Genomic DNA, 19,502 nt, shown 5'->3' on the forward strand with positions numbered 1-19,502 from the left:
GATTGGCCTAGGCTGTAAGTCAATATGGGTTTCGGATAATGAAATGCCGCCACGCAGAGCGCATACAAAAAGGAGTGGCCTACACCGTGTAGGCCACTCCTTTTTGTATGCGCTTCTGTAATTCTATCCTGGGCAGGAACTCTGCCTGTCGTTCGAAGAGCTGCTAATACTGCCCTTCCACGTTATCAAGGTACTTCTGGCCAGAGCCTGTGTTCAGCAGCAGAATTTGCTCCTCGGGCCGCAGCCACCCGGTTTCGAGCAGGTGGCGGGCAGCCATCCAGACGGCCGCCCCTTCGGGCGCTACAAACAACCCTTCTAAGCGGGCCAGCTCGCGCATGCCTTCCAGCATCTGCTCATCCGTGATGGCCAAGGCAAGGCCCTGCGATTCATCCAGGGTCTGCAGCATTAGCGGCTCGCCGAGGGGGCGCGGCACAGCTAGGCCATTGGCAATGGTAGGCTGGCCTACGTAGCTATGGCAGTTGGCTTGGCGACCAGCGCGGGTTTCTACCAACGGGCAGCAGTTGGCCGACTGCACCGCCACCATGCGGGGCAATTTGGCCTCTTTCGGCAACCAGCCCAGCTGCTGCATTTCGCGCAGGGCTTTCCAGATACCGATGAGTCCGGTGCCGCCGCCAGCCGGGTACAGCAGCACATCGGGGAGGGTCCAGTTGAGCTGTTCGGCCAACTCGTAACCCATCGTTTTTTTGCCTTCGAGACGATACGGCTCTTTCAGGGTAGAAATATCGAGCAGTTCGCCATTGGCATTGAGCTCCCGCACTCGCGCGGCGCAGTCGTTGATGAGGCCATCCACGAGGTGCACTTCGGCGCCGTACCAGTAGCACTCCTCCTTGAAGGCCTTGGGCGTATGCCGAGGCATCACCACCACGGCGCGTAGGCCGGCCCGGGCACAATAAGCCGCCATAGCCACCCCGGCATTGCCAGCCGTTGGGATGATACAGCCCGTGACGCCCAGCTCTTTAGCTTTGGAAATGGCCATACTCAGGCCGCGGGCCTTGAAGGAGCCTGTGGGATTTTGCCCCTCGTCTTTGAGGCGCAGGTCGCGGAGGCCGTAGCGGTGGCCTAGGCGCTGGAGGGTAAGCATAGGCGTCCAGCCCTCACCTAAGCTCACGCGGTTGGCCTCATCAAGCAGGGGCAGCAGGGAGTGGTAGCGCCACATGGAGTTCTCGGCCAGATCAATGCCAGCGGTGCGGGAAATTGGCTCCCGCAAATCGTAGCGGGCCACGAGCGGCTGGCCGCAGCACTCGGATACGCGCTGCAGCTGGAAGGCAGAGTGAGGGGCATCGCAGGCGGCGCAGTGCAGCTCCTGGAGGCGGGTAGTGGTGTCGAGGAGAGTAGAAGTCATAACGAGGAGTTCAACGCAAAACTCCTCGACTGCTATTCCTGAAACAAACAGCAATTTGGAATAGGCTATTCCTGTTTGGAATAATAGCGCCGGGCAAACTGCACGAAGCTCCTGTAGGGCACATTGTTTTCGGTGCCCTTCCGCTGCACAAAATCAAAATGACGCACTAAGTTCAAGTCGCGCACTTTCACCTCCATCAGCTCCCCCGAGGCCAGCTCATTCATGACGGATTGCCGCGGCAAAAAGGCCAAGCAGGTATCTACACGCACAAAGTTTTTGAGGGCCTCCGTGCCCCCCAACCGCACTTTCACGGATAAATCGGTGAGCTTGATGTGCTTTTCCGCTAGCGCTTCTTCCAGTACCGCCAGCGTACCCGAGCCCACTTCCCGGAGTGCCACCGGCACGCGCAGCAGGTCGCGGGCATCCAGCTCCTGCCGGTGCAGGGGGTTGCGCGCGGAGCACACGGCCACCACTTCGTCCGTCAGCAAGGAGGTGTAGGTCACGTTGCTGACTTTGTGAATCCCTTCGATGATACCGAGGTCGATTTCGTGGTCGAGCAGTGCCTTCAGAATGTTCTCGGAGTTGCGGTTTTTGAGCGTGAGCTGGGTGTTGGGGTACTGGCCCAGGTAGGCCGAAAGCACCGGCGGAATGACGTAGAGCGAAATGGTGGTGCTGGCTCCAATGACCATGTGCACCTGAGGCGAGAAGTCGGGGCTGAGCTCCGTGAACTCCTGATGCAACTCATGCTGCAGCTGTTTGGCCAGCAGCAGCTTGCGGTAGAGCAGCTCGCCGGGAGGCGTGAGCACAATGCTGTTGCCGAGACGCTCGAACAGGCCCGTTTTGTAGTGCTCTTCCAGGGCTTTCACCTGCTTGCTCACCGCCGACTGGCTCAGGAACAGCGTTTGCCCGGCTTTCGTGAAGCTGAGCTGCCGGGCTACTTCCAAGAAGATTTCGTGCGGGTGAGAAAGCATGGCCTAGGCCAGTTCAGAGGTAAGTGAAATCGAACGAAGGTAAAGGAACATGATTAGTTGGGAGTTTAGTAAACCAATAATAGACTGTCCTGCTGAGCAGGTGGCGCATCTTGCGTGCTGACGTTACAATGGTAATTAAACTGGCCTACTACCTAAAGCACGTCATCCTGAGCTTGCGAAGGATCTTTTCAGGTCAGTACGATTGGCCTAGAACGACTCGTTCACGCGTGAAAAGATCCTTCGCAAGCTCAGGATGACGTGCGGGTGTTATTTATGACCTAGCAACATCAGCACGCGAGAGGCTTCAGTCCTTTGGCTTGATGCGCCACCTGCTCAGCAGGACGGTCTATTTCCCTAAGCTAGTTCTTACCAATGGCCTACCGGCCTAGAGGCCCAGAACTACGGCGTATGTGCCGTTTACCACTTCGGCCATGCGCTTGAAATCCAGCGTTTCGATGGTGTCGGAAGCCAGGTGGTAATGGGGGTTGCGCAGGAAGGACGTGTCGTTGATCATGAGAGCCTCGTAGCCGTATTTCCAGTAGTTGCGGTGGTCGGAGAGGCCCGCCAGGCCCATTTCGGCGGGCAGGTTAATGCGCTGCACATCAATGGTGGCCTTGGTTTGCATGAGTTCCTGCACGCACTGCGTAAACTCTTCCTGCCCGGTGCGGCCTACTACTATAATGAAGTTACCGGTGTCAGGGTACCGCGCGGCCAGCTGCTCATTCGGGAAACGCTGGGAGCCCGGCTCATCCCGGAAGTAGCCAATCATTTCGTAGCAAAGCATGGCCCGCACGGCGGCACCCGCATCGTGCAGCGACTTGGCGTGCACGGCGCTGCCCATGTACTGCGTGGCGAAGTAAGGCGGCTCCTCGTTGGGGTAGGCTACCAGCTCCACCCGGTATTTCAGGTTAGAGCCGTAGTGGTGTAGCAGGCGTGCTGTTTCCAGCAGGCCTGCCACGGCGCTGGCGTTGTCGTCGGCGCCCGGATACTCGCCATACACATCGTAGTGGGCCCCTATTATCAGGCGCGGCGCCTCCTCAGAACCAAACGAAAGGATGAGGTTGCGGTACTGTCGCCCATCGGCCCGAAACACTTGCTCCTCTACCCGACTGTCTTCCGCCTGCAGCTTCTCGAACTCCGCCTTGATATAATCGGCCGCCTCGTTCAGGCTCCGCAGATTGCGGTAGTTGCGCGCGGGCTGCAACGACGTCAGGAACTTCACATCGGCATACAATCGGTTTTGGTCGGCGCCCATACGGTTATTGGGTTGAGTGGAAACAGAGGTTGCAGGCAGGCGGCGCTTAGAGCCGGCCGGCTCACAGGCCAGCAGGATTGGGGTAAGGAGCAGGCCGTGCAAGTAACCTGGCAAAAGCTACATACACCTAAACGGGCCGCGGGCTAATGTGGCTAACCGATTCTCTCTCCCTACCTTACGGCCCAGAACCTACTGGTCAGCTATGGCGCTTCCTTACCACCGGATCATTGTCAAAATCGGTTCCAACGTCCTGACCCAGGAGAACGGCTTGCCCGACCACGCCCGCATAAGCCACCTGGTAGAGCAGATTGCCGGCCTGAAAAAGCAGGGCAAGGAAGTGATTGTAGTATCATCGGGGGCGGTGGCTTCGGGGCGCAGCCTGGTGCAGGTTCCCGAGAAGGCCGATGCCGTTACAAGCCGGCAGGTGCTGGCCGCCGTAGGCCAGGTAAAGCTGCTTGCCACCTACGCCGAGCTGCTAGGCCACTATGCGCTGCTATGCGCGCAGGTGCTCGTCACGAAAGAAGACTTCCGCGACCGGCAGCACTACCTGAACATGCAGAACTGCTTCCGGGCGCTGCTCCAGAACAACATCATTCCCATTGTAAATGAGAACGATGTGATTTCCGTGACGGAGCTGATGTTCACCGACAACGACGAGCTGGCCGGCCTGGTGGCGTCTATGCTCAACGCCGATGCCTTACTGATTCTGAGCAACGTAGATGGTATTTTCAACGGCGACCCGAAAGACCCGGCTTCGGAGCTGATTACGGAAATCGAGCCCACTACCACCAGCTTCTCCTCTTTCGTCACCACGCAACGCTCCCAGTTCGGGCGCGGCGGCATGATTACGAAGTGCCACATGGCCCACAAAGTGGCGCAGCTGGGGATTGCGGTGCACATTGCCAATGGCAAAACCGAGAACGTACTGCCGCGCCTGCTCAATCAGGAGGTGCCTAACACGCGCTTTCTGCCCAACAAAACGGCCTCCAGCAAGAAGAAATGGATTGCCCATTCTGACCTTGCTGCCAAAGGAGCCGTGCAAATTAATGCGGGCGCTAAAGCCGCGCTTACGGCCGTCGGCAAGGCAACTAGCCTGTTGCCCGTGGGCATCCTGGGCATTATCGGCTCGTTCCAGAAAGGCGACATCATTCGGATCCTGGATGAAACCAGCAAGGCCATAGGCCTAGGCCTGGCGGAATACGGCTCCGAGAAAGCGTTGGAACGGCTAGGCCACCAGAACCAAAAGCCGCTGGTCCATTATGATTACTTGTTCCTGACGGCAGATATTAGCTGATGCTCAGCTATCCGGCGGGCAGATAAAAAAGAAAGTCATGCTGAGCGCAGCCGAAGCATCTCGCGTGCTGATGTTGTAGCAGTAACTAATTACTAACGAGCGAGATGCTTCGACTGCGCTCAGCATGACGGGCGGTAGAAGCTGTTAAGAAATCTTACACGCTTAAAACGCTATGCACCTTCAAGATACTTTCCGAGCCACCCAACAAGCCAGCCGGGCGCTAGGCCAGGTTCCGGCCGAAACTATCCGGGCTCTTCTGTTGGATTTGGCTACCGAGGCAGTAGCCTCCACACCCTTCCTGCTGGCAGAAAATGAAAAGGATCTGGCTCAGATGGCGCCGGAGGACCCCAAGTACGACCGACTCAAACTCAGCGCTGCCCGCATTGAAAGCATTGCCGATGATATCCGCAATGTGGCTGCGCTGCCCTCGCCGCTAGGCCAGGTGCTGCAGCAACAGACCTTGCCCAACGGCCTTCACCTCTCCAAAGTGCGCGTGCCGCTGGGTGTGTTGGGCGTCATCTACGAGACTCGCCCCAACGTGACCTTCGATGTGGCGGCGCTGTGTCTGAAAACCGGCAACGCCTGCCTGCTCAAAGGCGGCTCCGATGCCGCGCACTCCAACCAGGCCATCAGCACCGTTATTCAGCGCGTGCTAGGCCACTACAACCTCGATGCAAACAGCGTAACGCTGCTCCCCCCCGACCGCCAAGCCACGGAAGCACTGCTGCAGGCCATCGGCTACGTAGATGTATTGATTCCGCGCGGCAGCCAGCAGCTGATTGATTATGTGCGCCAAAACGCGAAAGTCCCCGTCATTGAAACCGGTGCCGGCATCGTGCACACCTACTTCGACGAAACCGGCGACCTGGAGAAAGGCCAGGCCATCATTGCCAACGCCAAAACCCGCCGAGTCAGCGTTTGCAATGCCCTGGACTGCCTGCTGGTGCACGTGGCCCGGCTGGCGGATTTGCCCGCGCTGCTGGCTCCGCTAGGCCAGTCGGGAGTACTGCTCTACGCCGATCAGCAGGCCTACGCGGCGCTACATGGCACTTACCCCTCGGAGCTGCTGCAACCCGCCACCCCAGAGCATTTCGGCACCGAATTTCTCTCCCTGAAGATGGCCGTGAAAACCGTAACTGGCCTAGCCGAAGCCCTAGGCCACATTGCCGCCCACGGCTCCAAGCACAGCGAAGTCATCATCTCGGAAGACGCCGCCCACATCGAGCAGTTCCTAAATGAGGTAGATGCCGCTGCCGTGTACGCCAACGCCTCCACCGCCTTCACCGACGGCGCCCAGTTCGGCCTCGGCGCCGAAATCGGCATCAGCACCCAGAAACTCCACGCCCGCGGCCCCATGGGCCTGGAAGAGCTAACCAGCTACAAGTGGCTGGTACGAGGCACCGGGCAGGTGCGGTGACCCCAGCCCCTCCCCTCCGGGAGATGGGTGTCAGACGCAAGCTGTTCCAGAACGCACCCCTCTCCCGGAGGGGAGGGGCTGGGGGTGGGGTCACGCGAGCATCCAGTGGCTGCGCAATTGGCTACATTTGCCGGCCCTGAAGCTCTAACTTATCCTGTAGCAGCTTCAGCTTCTCAACGCTGACTCAGATTCCATTCCTTTCCTCGTGAATCATCTCGATAAACTCTACGCCGCTTACCAGCAAGCCCCCGAAATCTTTCACGTTTCGCGCTATTGGCGCGCTTACGAGCAGCGCATTATTGAGGAAGTAAAAACGGCCGACATCCAGGAATTGCGCAGTGGAAAATATCCGTTGTTTTCCACTTTTGGGTTTAATGATCTGGTATATCATTATCACCCAAACATGCCTTCCTATGTAAAAAGCGCCCGAAAGCTTATCCGAAAATTATTTATCGACAACCGCGCCTCTCTCCCCTATTCCCTAACCCTGAATGACATCAGGGAAATGGCCGTTAAACACTGCATGCTCGAAGGAATACTAGCCGGCGCGCAGCCAATTACGGAGCTAGAGGCCAGCGAGTTTGGCAATCCACAAGACGTATTTCTGTTCCAGAACAAGAAATACACGATGAATTTTCTGAACTATTATATCCGCTATTGCTACGCCCAGCAATACATTAAGCTACAAGGCGACGAAGTAATAGTAGAACTCGGTTCGGGCTCCGGCTATCAAACAGAAATTCTAAAAAAGGCTTACCCAAACCTCACTATTCTCTGCTTCGACTTACCGGCCCAACTGTATTTGTGCGAAAAATACCTGACGGGTGTATTCGGCCCCGATGCCATCGAAAGCTCAGAAAACACCCTACACATCACCGATTTATCAAACATCAAAAAGGGCAAAATCAACTTCTTAGGCAACTGGCAAATGCCACTGCTCAAAGGGTTTGCGTTTGATGTATTCTGGAATGCGGCCAGCTTCGGGGAGATGGAGCCACACATCGTAGAGAACTACCTGAGCTACATCCAAGAGGAAGCAGCTTGGGTTTACCTGCTCCAAGCTCGCAAGGGCAAAGAAAGCACCGAGTCGAAAGGAGTGCAGCAGCCCATCCGTTTCGAGGATTACAATGCCATGCTGAGCAGCTCCCATGCCCTAGTACACGAGGGAGATGCCTACGAAGCCAACCGACGAATGGCCAAAACCGGCGGCTATTTCCAGGCCGTGTGGAGTAATAAGGCTTAATGACTCCAGTTGTACACATTGACGGAGTTCAATAGCGAGTAGACAAAGGTGGGGGTATAGTAGCTACAAACTACTTATGAATCGTGTGAATAAGTATAAATTGGAGAAAGCTCAAGCTTGGGTTGAGGCAGGCAAACAGATTGGCAAATCCCAGTTTTTGCTTAAAGGCCAGCATTCTTATTATGTAGCTGCAGCCGTTCAAAAATGGCGAGGCATCTACAAAGTATCAATTTGTGAAATTGAAGAAACCCAAATGGCGGGTGAAGTATTTGAACGTGATGAAGAGCTAGATTTCGAAAGCTTCGAGCAAGTCATAGCTTTTTTTCAGAACAGTTCTTTAATCCTATTTTCTGAATTAAAACCTTTAAAAGGGCAGAAATTATTTAATCCAGAATTTTAAAATCTACCTACTGCAGCTGCTGACCATATATTCTGACTATACCTCTTACTATTTTATAGTTAATTACTTCTTTATATAACGTCTGAACAATCTCATCTGTAATTACCGTCACTTCAGGTGGCATCAGTCTGCCTATGTGGGTTACCACAATAGGGTCGAGTTCTATCCATTCTACATCTTCTATTCGTTCGGGGCCAACTACTTCAATGTAGCCTTTAACAGGTAAGCCAAAACCACCGCGCCATTCAGTTGCTAGGTCTTCGTGATAGACTTTAAGCCTGACCTTACAGCATGTTCTTTTTATTAAATATTGTATTGCTATTAGCTTATCCATCTGGCTACTACTTCAATCGTTACTTGTAATTATTCTCTCCCTCGAACCTATACATAACATAGCAAAAACGCCGTTTTTCTATACCTTCCGGCGTCTATCTAAGCTCCTCACTATCCATGCTATTCCGTTTCGTTTCTCGCCTGCCGCTGCTGGTGCTGCTGGCATTGCTATGCGCCTGCTCTAAGTCGGGCTCCGATGCCAGCCAGGACCCTAACGGCGAGGAAATTGACCCGTACCAAAACTTGGTGTTTCAGTTTGCTGATGCAGTGGCGAGCAAGGACCAGCAGGACCGCTGGGATACGGTGCAGGTAGTGAGGTTCGAGCCGGCTATGCGCGGCAAGTTCAAGTGGACTTCCGATAGAGAGCTGATATTCTCGCCTAGCACGCCCTTCCGGCCTAGCACCGCCTTTACCGCTACCCTGCGCAAAGAGGCGCTGCCGGAAGGTAAGCGCAACGTGGAGCTGCCCGAGAACCGCCATAAATTCCATACGCCCTACCTGCAACTGCAGGAGCCGCAGGCATTCTGGGGCCGCTCGGAGCGGGCGGCAGGTACCGCCGAAATGCGGGTGGAGCTGCCTTTCAATTATAGTGTAAAGCCTGCCGACGTGAAGCCCTTGCTGCGCGTGACGCAGGACGGGCAGCCCGTAGCCTTTGAGGTAAGCGGGGAGCCGGGCCAGGTCGTGCGCGTGAGCCTCAACCAGCAGGTGCGGCCCGGAAGCCCGCTCACGGTAGCGCTTGGCCAGGGTCTGCGCGCCCAGGGCAGCGACCAGGCCTCCACTTCCGAGTACGAAAAGCAGGTACAGGTACCCGCCCCAGAGGCGCTGGAAGTGCGCTCCATCACGGGCACGCTACAATCCGCTGACCCAATAATCACTATCCTGACCAACCAGCCGGTAACAACCGGTGACTTACGCAATGCGCTGTCGGTTTCGCCGCAGGTGGCCTACGAGGTGGAGGAACTGGAAAGTGGCTTCCGGCTCAAGGGTGGCTTCGAGGTGGGCAAGAGCTACCGGGTGAGCTTGCGCCAAGGGCTGCGAGGTAGCCTAGGCGGGCATTTGGGTGAAGATTTTACTCAGACAGTAAGCTTCTCCGACGAGCGGCCGACCATCAGCTTTGCCAGCGCCGAGAAGGCCATGTACCTCGATGCGCTGGGCTCCCGCAACCTGGGCGTGCGCATCAACGAGGTAGGGCAGGTGAAAGTGACAATTGCCAAGGTCTATGCCAACAACATTCAGCAGCTGTTGCGCGGCGGCATCCAATACGGCTACGACGGCGAAGAATCGGGTGAGGAAGAGGAAAGTGAGGAAGGCGGCTACGTGGACCACTCCTACCAGTACTACGACGTAGAGACGTTGGGCAACGTGCTCACGGAGCGCACCTACACCGTGTCGGGCTTGCCGAAGGCGCAGGGGCTGCGGCTGCTGAATTTGAACCTGAAGGACCTTGAGTTTGCGGGCGGGCTGAAAGGCCTCTATATCATCAAGGTGCAGGATACCGAGCGCCAGTGGCTGCAGGTGAGCAAGCTGGTGGCCGTGTCGGATATCGGGCTGATTGTGAAGCAGGGTAAGGCCGGCAGCACGCTGGTGTTTGCCAACTCTATCCGTAACGCCAAGGCGCTAAGCGGCGTGGAAATGCGCTTTATCAGCACCAACAACCAGGTGATGGGCACCGGCCTTACCAACCGCGAGGGGGTAGCGAAATTCGACAGCACCGCCCAGAATGGCCGCTTCCGGCTGGGCATGGTGATGGCCCAGCAGGGCAACGATTTCACCTTCCTCGACCTAAGCCGCAGCCGCGTAGAAACTTCCCGCTTCGAGGTGGGTGGCCTACAGAGCAACACCGCCCGCTACCAGGCCTTCCTCTACGGCGACCGGGACCTGTACCGCCCCGGCGACACCATCCAGACCAACACCGTTATCCGGACCGAGGACTGGCAGGCGCCGCCCAAGGGTCTGCCAGTGAAGATCAGGCTGCTGCTGCCCACCGGCAAGGAGTACGCGAGTCTGCAAAAAACACTGAACGCGGCTGGCTCCTTCGAGGCGCGCTTCCTGCTGCCTCCGGCCGTGATGACTGGCCTTTACACCCTGGAAGTGCTGACCGGCAACGACGTGCTGCTGACTTCGCGCAAGCTCTCGGTGGAAGAATTTATTCCGGACCGCATGAAGGTGACCGTGAAAGCCTCTAGGCCAGTCGTGAAGCCCGGCCAGACGGTGGAGGCGCAGATTACAGCCCAGAACCTGTTTGGCCCACCGGCCGCCGACCGCAAGTTCGAGGTAGAATTTTCGCTCAAGGAAAAGCCCTTCACCCCAAAAAACTACGCCGATTACACCTTCGCCATCAATAGCGGCGACAAACAGCGCGGCACCTACGGCGACCAGGTTTCTACGCCTATTTCCGACCGTTTCGAGAAGACCACCCGCGAAGGCACCACCGATGCCGCCGGCCGCGGCACCGCCACCTACGAGGTGCCCGATTATTCTGACCTAGGCATCCTGGAAGGCGCGGCCTTCACGACGGTATTTGATGAAACTGGCCGCCCCGTAAACCGCCTAGCTACCTTCGAGGTGCAAACCCAGCCGGTGCTGTTTGGGGTGAAAAACATGGATGAGCTGGTGCAAACCCGCCAGGCCCTGCCGGTACGGCTGGTGGCCCTCACGCCGGCCGGCAGGCCTACTTCGGCCCAGGCCACGGTGCGCGTGGTGCGCCTGCTCTGGGAAACGGTAATTGAGCGCCAGGGCGGCCGCTACATCTACAACTCGCAGAAGCGTGAGCAGGTGGTGCTGAGCCGCAACGTGACGGTAGCCAGCGGCGGCTCTGATGCCGGTCTGGGCTTCACGCCCACCTATTCCGGTGAGTACGAAATCCGGGTTTCTAGGCCAGGGGCCGTGACCTACGTGGCTCAGCGCGTGTATGCCTACGGCTACGGCGACACCCAGAGCAATTCCTTCGAGGTGAACAACGAGGGCGAGGTGACCATTGAGGCCGACAAGCCCAAGTACGAGCCCGGCGAAACCGCCAACCTCCTGCTGAAAACGCCCTTCCCTGGCCGCGTGCTTGTGACGGTGGAGCGAGACCGGGTGCTCGACCACTTCTACGTGAACACCGACGAGAAATCGGCCCGCGTGAGCATTCCCATTCGTACCGGCCACGTGCCCAACGTGTACGTGACGGCCACCGCCATCCGCGAAATCAAGGACAACCGCCTACCTCTCACGGTGGCCCGGGGCTTTGTGCCGCTGACGGTAGAAAAGCCCGGTGCCAAGCTGCAAGTAGCTATTAAAGCCCCCGCGCAAAGCCGCTCCCAGACCGCCCAGACCATTGAGGTAACCACCGCCCCCGGCGCCCAGGTAACGCTGGCTATGGTAGACGAGGGCATTCTGCAGATGAAGGATTACCGCAAGCCCGACCCCTACGGCTACTTCTATCAGAAGCGCGCCCTGGAAGTACAGGCCTACGACGTATACCCTTTCCTGCTGCCCGAACTAGGGACCAGCAGCACCGGCGGCGACGGCTACGACCTCTCGCGCCGCACCACGCCCGTGCCCAACCGCCGCGTGAAGCTGCTGGCCAAATGGAGCGGCGTGCTCACCGCCGACGCCAGCGGAAAGGCTCGCTACAAGCTGCAAGTGCCCCAGTTCAGTGGGGCCGTGCGCATCATGGCAGTGGCCTACAAAAACGACGCCTTCGGTTCCGCCGAGCACACCATGCGCGTTGCCGACCCGGTAGTCATCAGCACCGCCCTCCCCCGCTTCCTCAGCCCTGGCGACACGATTGACGTGCCCGTCACGCTGACGAATACGACGGGGAAAGCCATAGATGTACAAGCACTGCTAATTTCTGGCTCCATTAATCAAGCAGAAGTATTTTCAAAAAGCGGAGATGAAATTGATGAACTACCAGGTCATGAACATGAATATCTAAATCCGAAGGGTACAAGAAGCTATTTCATCAGACTACGCCCTAATGCTGAAAGGCGGGTACTATTTCATCTGGTAGCCAAATCAGTTGGTAATTCTGTAATCAAGGTTCGTGCTCATGACCTGAAGATGTCGGCTAAAGGTGGCGCTTCAGATATCTTCACTGAAACCATCGAACTACCCATCCGCCCAGCTTCGCCGCTGCAGAAGCGCACGGGAGCGGGCGTGGTGGCGGGCGGCGCGGCCAAGCAGCTGAACCTGAAAACCGACTTCCTGCCTTCGTCGCTGCGGAGCCAGCTGGTGGTGAGCCGCTCCCCAATGACGGAGTTTGCCAAGGACCTGCGCTACCTGCTGCAATACCCCTACGGCTGCCTGGAGCAAACCGTGTCGGCGGCTTTCCCACAGCTGTACTATGGTGATTTGGCCGCCACGCTAGGCCAGAAAACCGGCAAAACCGGCAAGGCTGGCCTGTTCAACCCCAACTACCACGTGCAGGAAGCCATCCGGAAGGTGGAAGCCCAGCAGATGTACAACGGCTCCCTCAGCTACTGGCCCGGCGGCGACTACGACAACTGGTGGGCCACCATCTACGCCGCTCACTTCCTGCTGGAAGCCCAGCAAGCCGGCTTTGATGTGAACAAGAATGTCCTCGATAGGGTGCTGCGCTATCTGCAAGCCCGCGTGCGCAAGCGTGAAACCGATACCTACAACATCATCCAGACCGGCGGCGTGATTCAGCCCGTTACGCTGGCCAAGAAGGAAGTGGCCTACTCCCTCTACGTACTAGCCCTGGCCGGCCGCCCCGATGCCGTAGGCCTCAACTATTACAAAGCCAACCGTCCCCAACTGGCCGAGGATTCGCGCTACTTGCTGGCGGCAGCCTTCGCCCTGAGCGGCAACCAGCGCGGCTACCAGAGCACCGTGCCCACCCGCTTCGGCGCCTCGCCCAGCATCGCCGGCCGTCAGCTCGATGGGGCTTTCTCCTCCCCCATCCGCGACGAGGCCCTGGTGCTCAACGCCCTACTCGCCGCCGACCCAGCCAACCCACAGGTAAACACGCTAGCCCGTCAGCTCAGTCGCCAGGTGAAACAGGCCGGCTGGCTTAACACCCAGGAACGGGCATTTGCGCTGCTGGCCCTGGGCAAGCTGGCGAAGAAAAACGCCGGTAGCACCGTAGTAGCTAGCCTGTTGGCCGATGGCAAAACTATCGGTAACTTCTCGGGCAAAGACCTCACGGTAAGCAACGTGGCCAACCGCCAACTGGCCCTGCGCACCAGCGGTAAAGGCAACCTCTACTACTTCTGGGAAACCGAGGGTATTTCGCCCACCGGCCAGGTGCGCGAGGAAGACGCCTACCTGCAAGTTCGTCGCCAGTTTCTGGACCGCAACGGCAACCTGGTGGGCTCTACCTCCTTCAAGCAAAACGACCTAGTAGTGGTGCGTATCACCATCCAGTCGGCGGAAACAGCAGGCGAGGTGAAGAACGTAGCCATTACGGACCTGCTGCCCGCCGGCCTGGAAATTGAGAACCCACGCATCGGGGCCGTCCGGGACCTGACCTGGGCCAAGGACGCAGCCCAACCCGATTATATGGATGTGCGCGACGACCGGATCAACCTCTTCACCACCGTTACTACCCAGCCGAAGTCGTTCTACTATCTCTGCCGCGCCGTAAGCAAAGGCACCTTCAAGCTCGGCCCCGTCAGTGCCGATGCCATGTACAACGCCGAGTACCACAGCTACAATGGGGCCGGCGTGGTGCGGGTACGATAAAATTACTTGTTGAAAGTTACCGTCATCCTGAGCGGTGCTTAGGATGACGGTAAGATTTGCTTTGTGCAGAGGAGTAGAAGTGATTTACCTTGCTAATATGAAACGGCGCACCGGCATGCGGATTCTGCTAGGCCTAGGCCTCTCCGTGCTGCTTCTGCTCGGCCTAGACCTGGCGTTTCCGTTACCTCCCGCGCCCCAATATTCGCCCATTGTGCTGGCCGCCGATGGCTCGGTGCTGCACGCCAACCTCAACCCCACTCAGAAGTGGCGGATGAAGACGGAGCTGCGCGAGATTACGCCGGTGCTGCGCAAGGCCATACTAGAGAAGGAAGACCGATGGTTTCGGTGGCACTTGGGCGTGAACCCGGTGGCGCTGGTGCAGGCGGCGGGGCGCAACGCGTTTGGCACTGGGCGCACTACCGGGGCCAGTACCATCACCATGCAAGTAGCCCGGCTACTAGAGCCGAAGGAGCGCACGTTTGGCAATAAGCTGCTGGAGATACTGCGCGCCACGCAGTTTGAGCTGCACTACAGCAAAGTCGAGATTCTGCAGCTGTACCTCAATCTTGTGCCCTACGGCGGCAATGTGGAAGGCGTGAAGTCGGCGGCGCTGCTCTACTTTCAGCAAACGCCCGATTACCTGTCTCTAGCCCAGACCGTCACGCTGGCTATCATCCCGAATAGGCCTAGGGGACTGGTGCTGGGCAAGAACAACGCGGCTGTGCTGCAGGAGCGCAACCGTTGGCTCCGGCGCTTTGGTGCGGCGGGGCTGTTTCCGAAGCAGGATGTGGAGGATGCCCTGCTGGAGCCCCTGGACGTGCAACGCCACGCAGCGCCGGCGTTGGCCCCGCATCTGTCGCGGCGACTAGTGCGGCAGTTTCCGCATCAGGCTATAATCCGGAGTGGCCTAGAGCGCAGCAAGCAAAGCAAGGCCGAAGACCTGACGCGCAACTACGTGCGCCGCCTCTACGAGCTGGGCATTACGCAGGCCGCCGTGCTGGTAGTAAATAACCGCACGCGGCAGGTAGAGGCCTATGTGGGCTCCGCTGATTTTCGGGACTTCGGAAACCAGGGCCAGAACGATGGTGTGGTTGCGGTTCGCTCACCGGGCAGCACGCTCAAGCCGTTTCTGTATGCCTTGGCGATGGACAGAGGCCTAGTAACGCCCAAGTTTCTATTGCCTGATGTGCCCACCAACTTCCAGGGCTACCGTCCCGAGAACTTCGACAAGCACTGCAACGGTGAGGTGACACTGGAGCGTGCCCTCGCCTATTCGCTCAATATTCCGGCCGTGCGCGTGCTAAACCAGCTCGGCGTGCCCACCTTCACGGATAAGCTGCGCCAAGCCGGCTTCCAGAATGTCACGCGCAACCGCACGAGGCTAGGCCTCAGCAGCATTCTGGGAGGCTGCGGGGCGAGCCTGGAAGAGCTCACGAACCTATATGTGACGCTGGCTGACGGAGGGCGGTATGAGAAGTTGCAGCTGACGGCACCTCACGATTCGCCTCACTCCCCGGCCCCCTCTCCAAGGGGAGAGGGGGAGCCTGATAACAATGGCAGCACAGAATCGTCAGGCTCCCCCCTCTCCTTTTCCGGAGAGGAGGGCCGGGGGGGTGAGGCGCCCGGAACCGCCCTTATCTCGCCTTCCGCCGCTTTCCTCACCACCGATATCCTCGCCCAGCTTACCAGGCCCGACTTGCCACTTGGCGCCGCCAGCAGCATGCGTCTGCCCAAAATTGCCTGGAAAACCGGCACCAGCTACGGCCGCCGCGACGCTTGGAGCATTGGGTACAATAAGCAGTACACCATTGGCGTCTGGGTGGGCAACTTCAGTGGGCAGGGCAGCCCGGCTCTCACGGGTTCCGAGGTAGCCACGCCCCTACTCTTCGACCTGTTCAATGCCCTGGCCTACAACTCGCCCAACGACTGGTATGTGCCACCGGCAGCGCTGGATTTCCGGCTGGTGTGCGCAGAGAGTGGCCTGGTGCCCAGCGAGAACTGCCCGAATCAGGTTATCGACTATTTTCTACCTGGTATCTCGTCGGGGCAGCGGTGCCAGCATGTGCGGGAAGTGCTGGTATCGGCGGATGGCGCTTTCACGTATTGCCGGGCCTGCGCGCCGGCGGCCGGGTATCGGCGGGAGCTTTACCCGAACCTCCTGCCTGAGGTAGTGGCCTACAAGGAAGCGCAGGGCATTCCGTATCGGCGGCTGCCGGTGCATAACCCACAGTGCCAGCTGGTACGAGGTGGCCTAGAGCGGGCGCCCAGCATCACTTCCCCAAGCGCCAATACGGAGTACGTGCTCAACCGCCACGAAAAGCAGCAGCTCCTGCTCAGCTGCACCACCGACAACGAGGTGCGCCAGGTGAGCTGGTACGTGAACGACCAATTTTTGCGAACAGCGGCGGTTACGGAGCGGGTTTTCGTTCGCCCGACTCCCGGCACCCTGAAGATTTCCTGCGCCGACGACCATGGCCGCAACACCGATGTGCTGGTGACCGTGACGGAGCTGGAATAGAGCGGCGTATGGTTGTGCTTATAAGTCGCTGTTCACGACAACTTTTCCCCGACTTCGCACGTCTCAAATAGACTTATTTCTACCGGCACGCTAACAAATCTGCTAGTAGCTGGTTTACACACTCTGTATTCCGGCACCGGGATACTTTTAGCGTCCGCTGCCGGTAAGCACTGGCCCCAGACGCTATTGCCCGCTCCGCTGAACATGCAGCCCCATTAGGCGCTCGTGTGTCCATCGGAGCAGCCGCTCTATCTGCCCCTATTGGGTCACCCAGCCCGCACAGCTTAGCTACGAATTGGCGTAGCTGCTATTCTTTTCCTATGAAACACATACAACAGGCGCTTCGGCTTCTGCTAGGCCTCATATTGCTTGCTCCGGCCTGGGTACAGGCACAACCTACGGCCCCACCAACGCCTGCCAACCAACTCACGCTGGAGCAGTGCCTGCAATACGCGCTGCAAAACCAGCCGGTGCTGCGCCAGGCCCGCATTGATGAGGAAACCAACGACGCCGACATTCGCATCGGGAAGGCTGGCTGGCTGCCCCAACTGGGCCTCAACGCCACCGGTCAGCACTACTTCCAGCTGCCCTACACGGTATTTCCGAATGCCGATGGCGTGAACGTGCCCCGTCAGATTGGCCTCAAAAACACTTCTACCATTGGCCTGGCCGCCACCCAGACCATCTATAACAACGATGTGCAGCTGGCTACCCGGAGCGCGCGGCCTTCCCGCCAGTTCTTCCAGCAGAACACGGCCAGTGTGCGCATTGATGTGGTATCGGACGTGAGCAAGGCGTTTTATGATGTGTTGCTTTCTCAGCGCCAGCTCGATGTGCTCAGCGAAGACATTGTGCGACTACAGCGCAGCCTGAAAGATGCCAAAGCCCGCTACGATGCCGGTATCGTGGATAAAACTGACTACAAGCAGGCTGAGATTCTGCTCAACAACTCGATAGTGGCCCGCAAGCAGGCCTTCGAGGCAGTAAAGGCGAAATCGGCGTATTTGAAGGAGCTGATGGGTATAGCCGGCACCCAACCGCTGGCCCTGCAATACGACACCGTGCGCCTCATGCGCGATGCCGTGCTGGACACCACCGTAGCCCTCGACCCTGCCAACCGCATTGAGGTGCAGCAGCTGCAAACCCAGAAAGCGCTGCAGGCCGCCCAGATCAGTTATTACCGCTGGGGGTTCCTGCCCTCGCTTTCGGCTTTCGGCAACTACAACTCCGTTTTCCAGAACAACAATTTCGGCGACCTGTACAGCCAGCGCTTCCCGAGCTCTTATGCTGGTTTGCAGCTGAGCCTGCCGCTGTTTACGGGCGGCCGGCGCCTCCAGAACCTGCGCCGCGAACGGCTCACCGACCAGCGCATCGACCAAGATATTCTCCTGACCCGCAACCGCATCAACACCGAGTTTGAGCAGGCCATGGCCAGCTACAAAAGCTACTACGCCGACTACATGATAGGCCAGCGCAACCTCGATTTGTCCAGGGAGGTGTACTCGGTGGTAAACCTGCAGTACCGCGAGGGCATCAAGACGTACCTCGACGTGATTGTGGCCCAAACTACGCTGCGCACGGCCCAGCTTAATTATTACAGCGCCCTGTTTCAGGTGCTGAGCAGCAAAGTGGATTTGCTGCGCGCCCAAGGCAACCTGCCTACCTCCTACTAGCCTTTCGCTGCTTCCCGAATGTATATGAACAAGACTCTTATTGCGCTGTCGTACGCTGCCAGCCTGCTGGCCTTTGCGAGCTGCGGCAAAAAAGAAGACGAAAAAGCCGCCGGTCCGCCGCCGGCGACGCCCGTGACCCTGGTAGCTGCTAAAGCTACTGATGCCGTGTATTACGATGAGTATCCGGCTACCGTGGTGGCCATTAATAATGTAGAGCTGCGCAGTCAGGTGGCCGGCTTCATCACCCAGATATTTTTCAAGGAGGGCGAAGTAGTACAGAAGGGCAAAACGCTCTACGAAATCGACCGCCGCAAATACCAGGCGGCCTACCAGCAGGCACTGGCAGGCCTAGCCAGCACCCGGGCCACCGTGCAGAATGCCAAGGTAAACCTCGACCGGTACCAGCGCCTAGCCCAGCAGGATGCCATTGCCAAGCAGATTGTCGATAATGCCTCCACGGCCTACGCCACGGCCCAGGCTCAGGTAGCGGTAGCCCAGGCCAATGTAGCCGCCGCCCGCACCGACCTCGACTATTCCCTGATAAAAGCCCCCTTCACGGGCCGCATTGGCATTTCGCAGGTGCGCCTAGGGTCGCAGGTGAGCCCAGGCTCTACGCTCCTCAACACCATCAGCGGCGAAGACCCCATGGGGGTTGACTTCGTGATTACGGAATCTGACCTCAGCCGCTTTGCCGATTTGCAGCGCCAGGCCGGCGGCAAAGACGACTCTACGTTTCGCCTGGAGCTACCGGATGGCTCGCGTTACACTCAGCCCGGCAAAATTCTGGCTATTGACCGCGGTGTAAATCAAGGAACCGGCACCGTCCAGATTCGGGTGCAGTTCACTAACCCCGACCGCAAGCTGAAAGACGGCATGAGCACCGTGCTGAGCGTGCTGAACCGCCAGTCGGGCCGCCGCATTGTGGTGCCTTACAAAGCTGTGGTGGAGCAGATGGGTGAAAACTTCGTGTTTATCGCCGGCGACAGCAGCAAAGCCTATCAGCGCAAAGTGGAGCTCGGCCCGCGCCTGCGCGACCAGATTGTGGTAATGAACGGCATTAAGGAAGGCGACAAGGTGGTAACCGAAGGCCTCCAGCGCCTCCGCGACGGCGGTCAGATTCAGGTGGGCACGCCCGCCCAGGCGCAAGCCGGCGGCAGTGCCCCCGCAGCTGCCGGAGCCAAGTAAAAAATTTAGAGCCAGCAGCTAACTCCCCTCCTCAGATGAGGAGGGGTTGGGGGTGGTTGACCAATCGTTGAACATCAACTAGCACTAGTCCTAAAAATCGTTCTAGGCCACTTCAACCACCCCCAGCCCCTCCTCATCTAAGGAGGGGAGCTAGCTAAG

The 19,502-nt window shown here is 58.3% G+C and carries 12 protein-coding genes; 8 read left to right on the forward strand and 4 right to left on the reverse strand.

From position 1 onward, the window contains the following. Positions 1-163: 163 nt before the first annotated feature. The 3 genes from CFT68_RS10685 to CFT68_RS10695 all read right to left on the reverse strand — a co-directional run bounded on the left by CFT68_RS10685 (position 164) and on the right by CFT68_RS10695 (position 3,691). On the reverse strand, positions 164-1,363 hold the full coding sequence (locus tag CFT68_RS10685; RefSeq protein ID WP_088843405.1) for a threonine synthase: 1,200 nt from the start codon (positions 1,361-1,363) through the stop codon (positions 164-166). Between the two features lie 65 nt (positions 1,364-1,428). Continuing rightward, positions 1,429-2,334 carry a LysR family transcriptional regulator gene (locus CFT68_RS10690; protein WP_088843406.1) on the reverse strand — a complete coding sequence of 302 codons (906 nt, stop codon included), beginning with the start codon at positions 2,332-2,334 and terminating at the stop codon, positions 1,429-1,431. A 385-nt stretch (positions 2,335-2,719) separates the two neighbouring features. Continuing rightward, positions 2,720-3,691: a M28 family peptidase gene (locus CFT68_RS10695; protein ID WP_245815344.1), complete on the reverse strand. Its 972-nt coding sequence runs from the start codon at positions 3,689-3,691 to the stop codon at positions 2,720-2,722. 100 nt (positions 3,692-3,791) lie between these two features. Here CFT68_RS10695 and proB point away from each other — a divergent pair, with 100 nt between their 5' ends. The 4 genes from proB (at position 3,792) to CFT68_RS10715 (ending at position 7,943) form a co-directional block, all read left to right on the forward strand. After that, the gene (proB, locus tag CFT68_RS10700) at positions 3,792-4,883 is read left to right on the forward strand and encodes a glutamate 5-kinase (RefSeq protein ID WP_088843407.1); all 1,092 of its coding nucleotides are present in this window, start codon (positions 3,792-3,794) and stop codon (positions 4,881-4,883) included. A gap of 172 nt (positions 4,884-5,055) precedes the next feature. Beyond that, positions 5,056-6,300 (forward strand): glutamate-5-semialdehyde dehydrogenase, encoded by a 1,245-nt coding sequence (locus tag CFT68_RS10705; protein WP_088843408.1) that lies wholly within the window; start codon positions 5,056-5,058, stop codon positions 6,298-6,300. Positions 6,301-6,505: 205 nt separating this feature from the next. Next, on the forward strand, positions 6,506-7,543 hold the full coding sequence (locus CFT68_RS10710) for a putative sugar O-methyltransferase (protein WP_170934764.1): 1,038 nt from the start codon (positions 6,506-6,508) through the stop codon (positions 7,541-7,543). 85 nt (positions 7,544-7,628) lie between these two features. Beyond that, complete coding sequence (locus tag CFT68_RS10715; protein ID WP_141106516.1) at positions 7,629-7,943, forward strand: hypothetical protein; 315 nt, start codon at positions 7,629-7,631, stop codon at positions 7,941-7,943. 7 nt (positions 7,944-7,950) lie between these two features. On the opposite strand, the gene CFT68_RS10720 is transcribed toward CFT68_RS10715, so the two are convergent. After that, entirely contained in the window at positions 7,951-8,277 is a 327-nt protein-coding gene (locus CFT68_RS10720; RefSeq protein ID WP_088843411.1) for a DUF6678 family protein, read from the reverse strand. 116 nt (positions 8,278-8,393) lie between these two features. On the opposite strand from CFT68_RS10720, the gene CFT68_RS10725 reads away from it, so the two are divergent. The 4 genes from CFT68_RS10725 to CFT68_RS10740 all read left to right on the forward strand — a co-directional run bounded on the left by CFT68_RS10725 (position 8,394) and on the right by CFT68_RS10740 (position 19,343). Then, the gene (locus tag CFT68_RS10725) at positions 8,394-13,967 is read left to right on the forward strand and encodes an alpha-2-macroglobulin family protein (protein WP_088843412.1); all 5,574 of its coding nucleotides are present in this window, start codon (positions 8,394-8,396) and stop codon (positions 13,965-13,967) included. 97 nt (positions 13,968-14,064) lie between these two features. Beyond that, the gene (pbpC, locus tag CFT68_RS10730; protein ID WP_088843413.1) at positions 14,065-16,485 is read left to right on the forward strand and encodes a penicillin-binding protein 1C; all 2,421 of its coding nucleotides are present in this window, start codon (positions 14,065-14,067) and stop codon (positions 16,483-16,485) included. 320 nt (positions 16,486-16,805) lie between these two features. Beyond that, positions 16,806-18,158: a TolC family protein gene (locus CFT68_RS10735; protein WP_088843414.1), complete on the forward strand. Its 1,353-nt coding sequence runs from the start codon at positions 16,806-16,808 to the stop codon at positions 18,156-18,158. Between the two features lie 24 nt (positions 18,159-18,182). Further along, a complete protein-coding gene (locus CFT68_RS10740) occupies positions 18,183-19,343 on the forward strand; it encodes an efflux RND transporter periplasmic adaptor subunit (RefSeq protein WP_088843759.1) in 1,161 nt (386 codons plus the stop codon). Positions 19,344-19,502: the final 159 nt, after the last annotated feature.

It is taken from the genome of Hymenobacter gelipurpurascens (genome assembly GCF_900187375.1).
GTDB classification, from domain to species: Bacteria; Bacteroidota; Bacteroidia; order Cytophagales; family Hymenobacteraceae; genus Hymenobacter; species Hymenobacter gelipurpurascens.

Bases quoted from the DNA above. Each gene is read 5' to 3' on its own strand.
- pbpC (WP_088843413.1), top strand. From the start codon at position 14,065: ATGAAACGGCGCACCGGCATGCGGATTCTGCTAGGCCTAGGCCTCTCC.
- CFT68_RS10685 (WP_088843405.1), bottom strand. From the start codon at position 1,363: ATGACTTCTACTCTCCTCGACACCACTACCCGCCTCCAGGAGCTGCAC.
- CFT68_RS10720 (WP_088843411.1), bottom strand. From the start codon at position 8,277: ATGGATAAGCTAATAGCAATACAATATTTAATAAAAAGAACATGCTGT.
- CFT68_RS10705 (WP_088843408.1), top strand. From the start codon at position 5,056: ATGCACCTTCAAGATACTTTCCGAGCCACCCAACAAGCCAGCCGGGCG.
- CFT68_RS10740 (WP_088843759.1), top strand. From the start codon at position 18,183: ATGAACAAGACTCTTATTGCGCTGTCGTACGCTGCCAGCCTGCTGGCC.
- CFT68_RS10735 (WP_088843414.1), top strand. From the start codon at position 16,806: ATGAAACACATACAACAGGCGCTTCGGCTTCTGCTAGGCCTCATATTG.
- CFT68_RS10725 (WP_088843412.1), top strand. From the start codon at position 8,394: ATGCTATTCCGTTTCGTTTCTCGCCTGCCGCTGCTGGTGCTGCTGGCA.
- proB (WP_088843407.1), top strand. From the start codon at position 3,792: ATGGCGCTTCCTTACCACCGGATCATTGTCAAAATCGGTTCCAACGTC.
- CFT68_RS10690 (WP_088843406.1), bottom strand. From the start codon at position 2,334: ATGCTTTCTCACCCGCACGAAATCTTCTTGGAAGTAGCCCGGCAGCTC.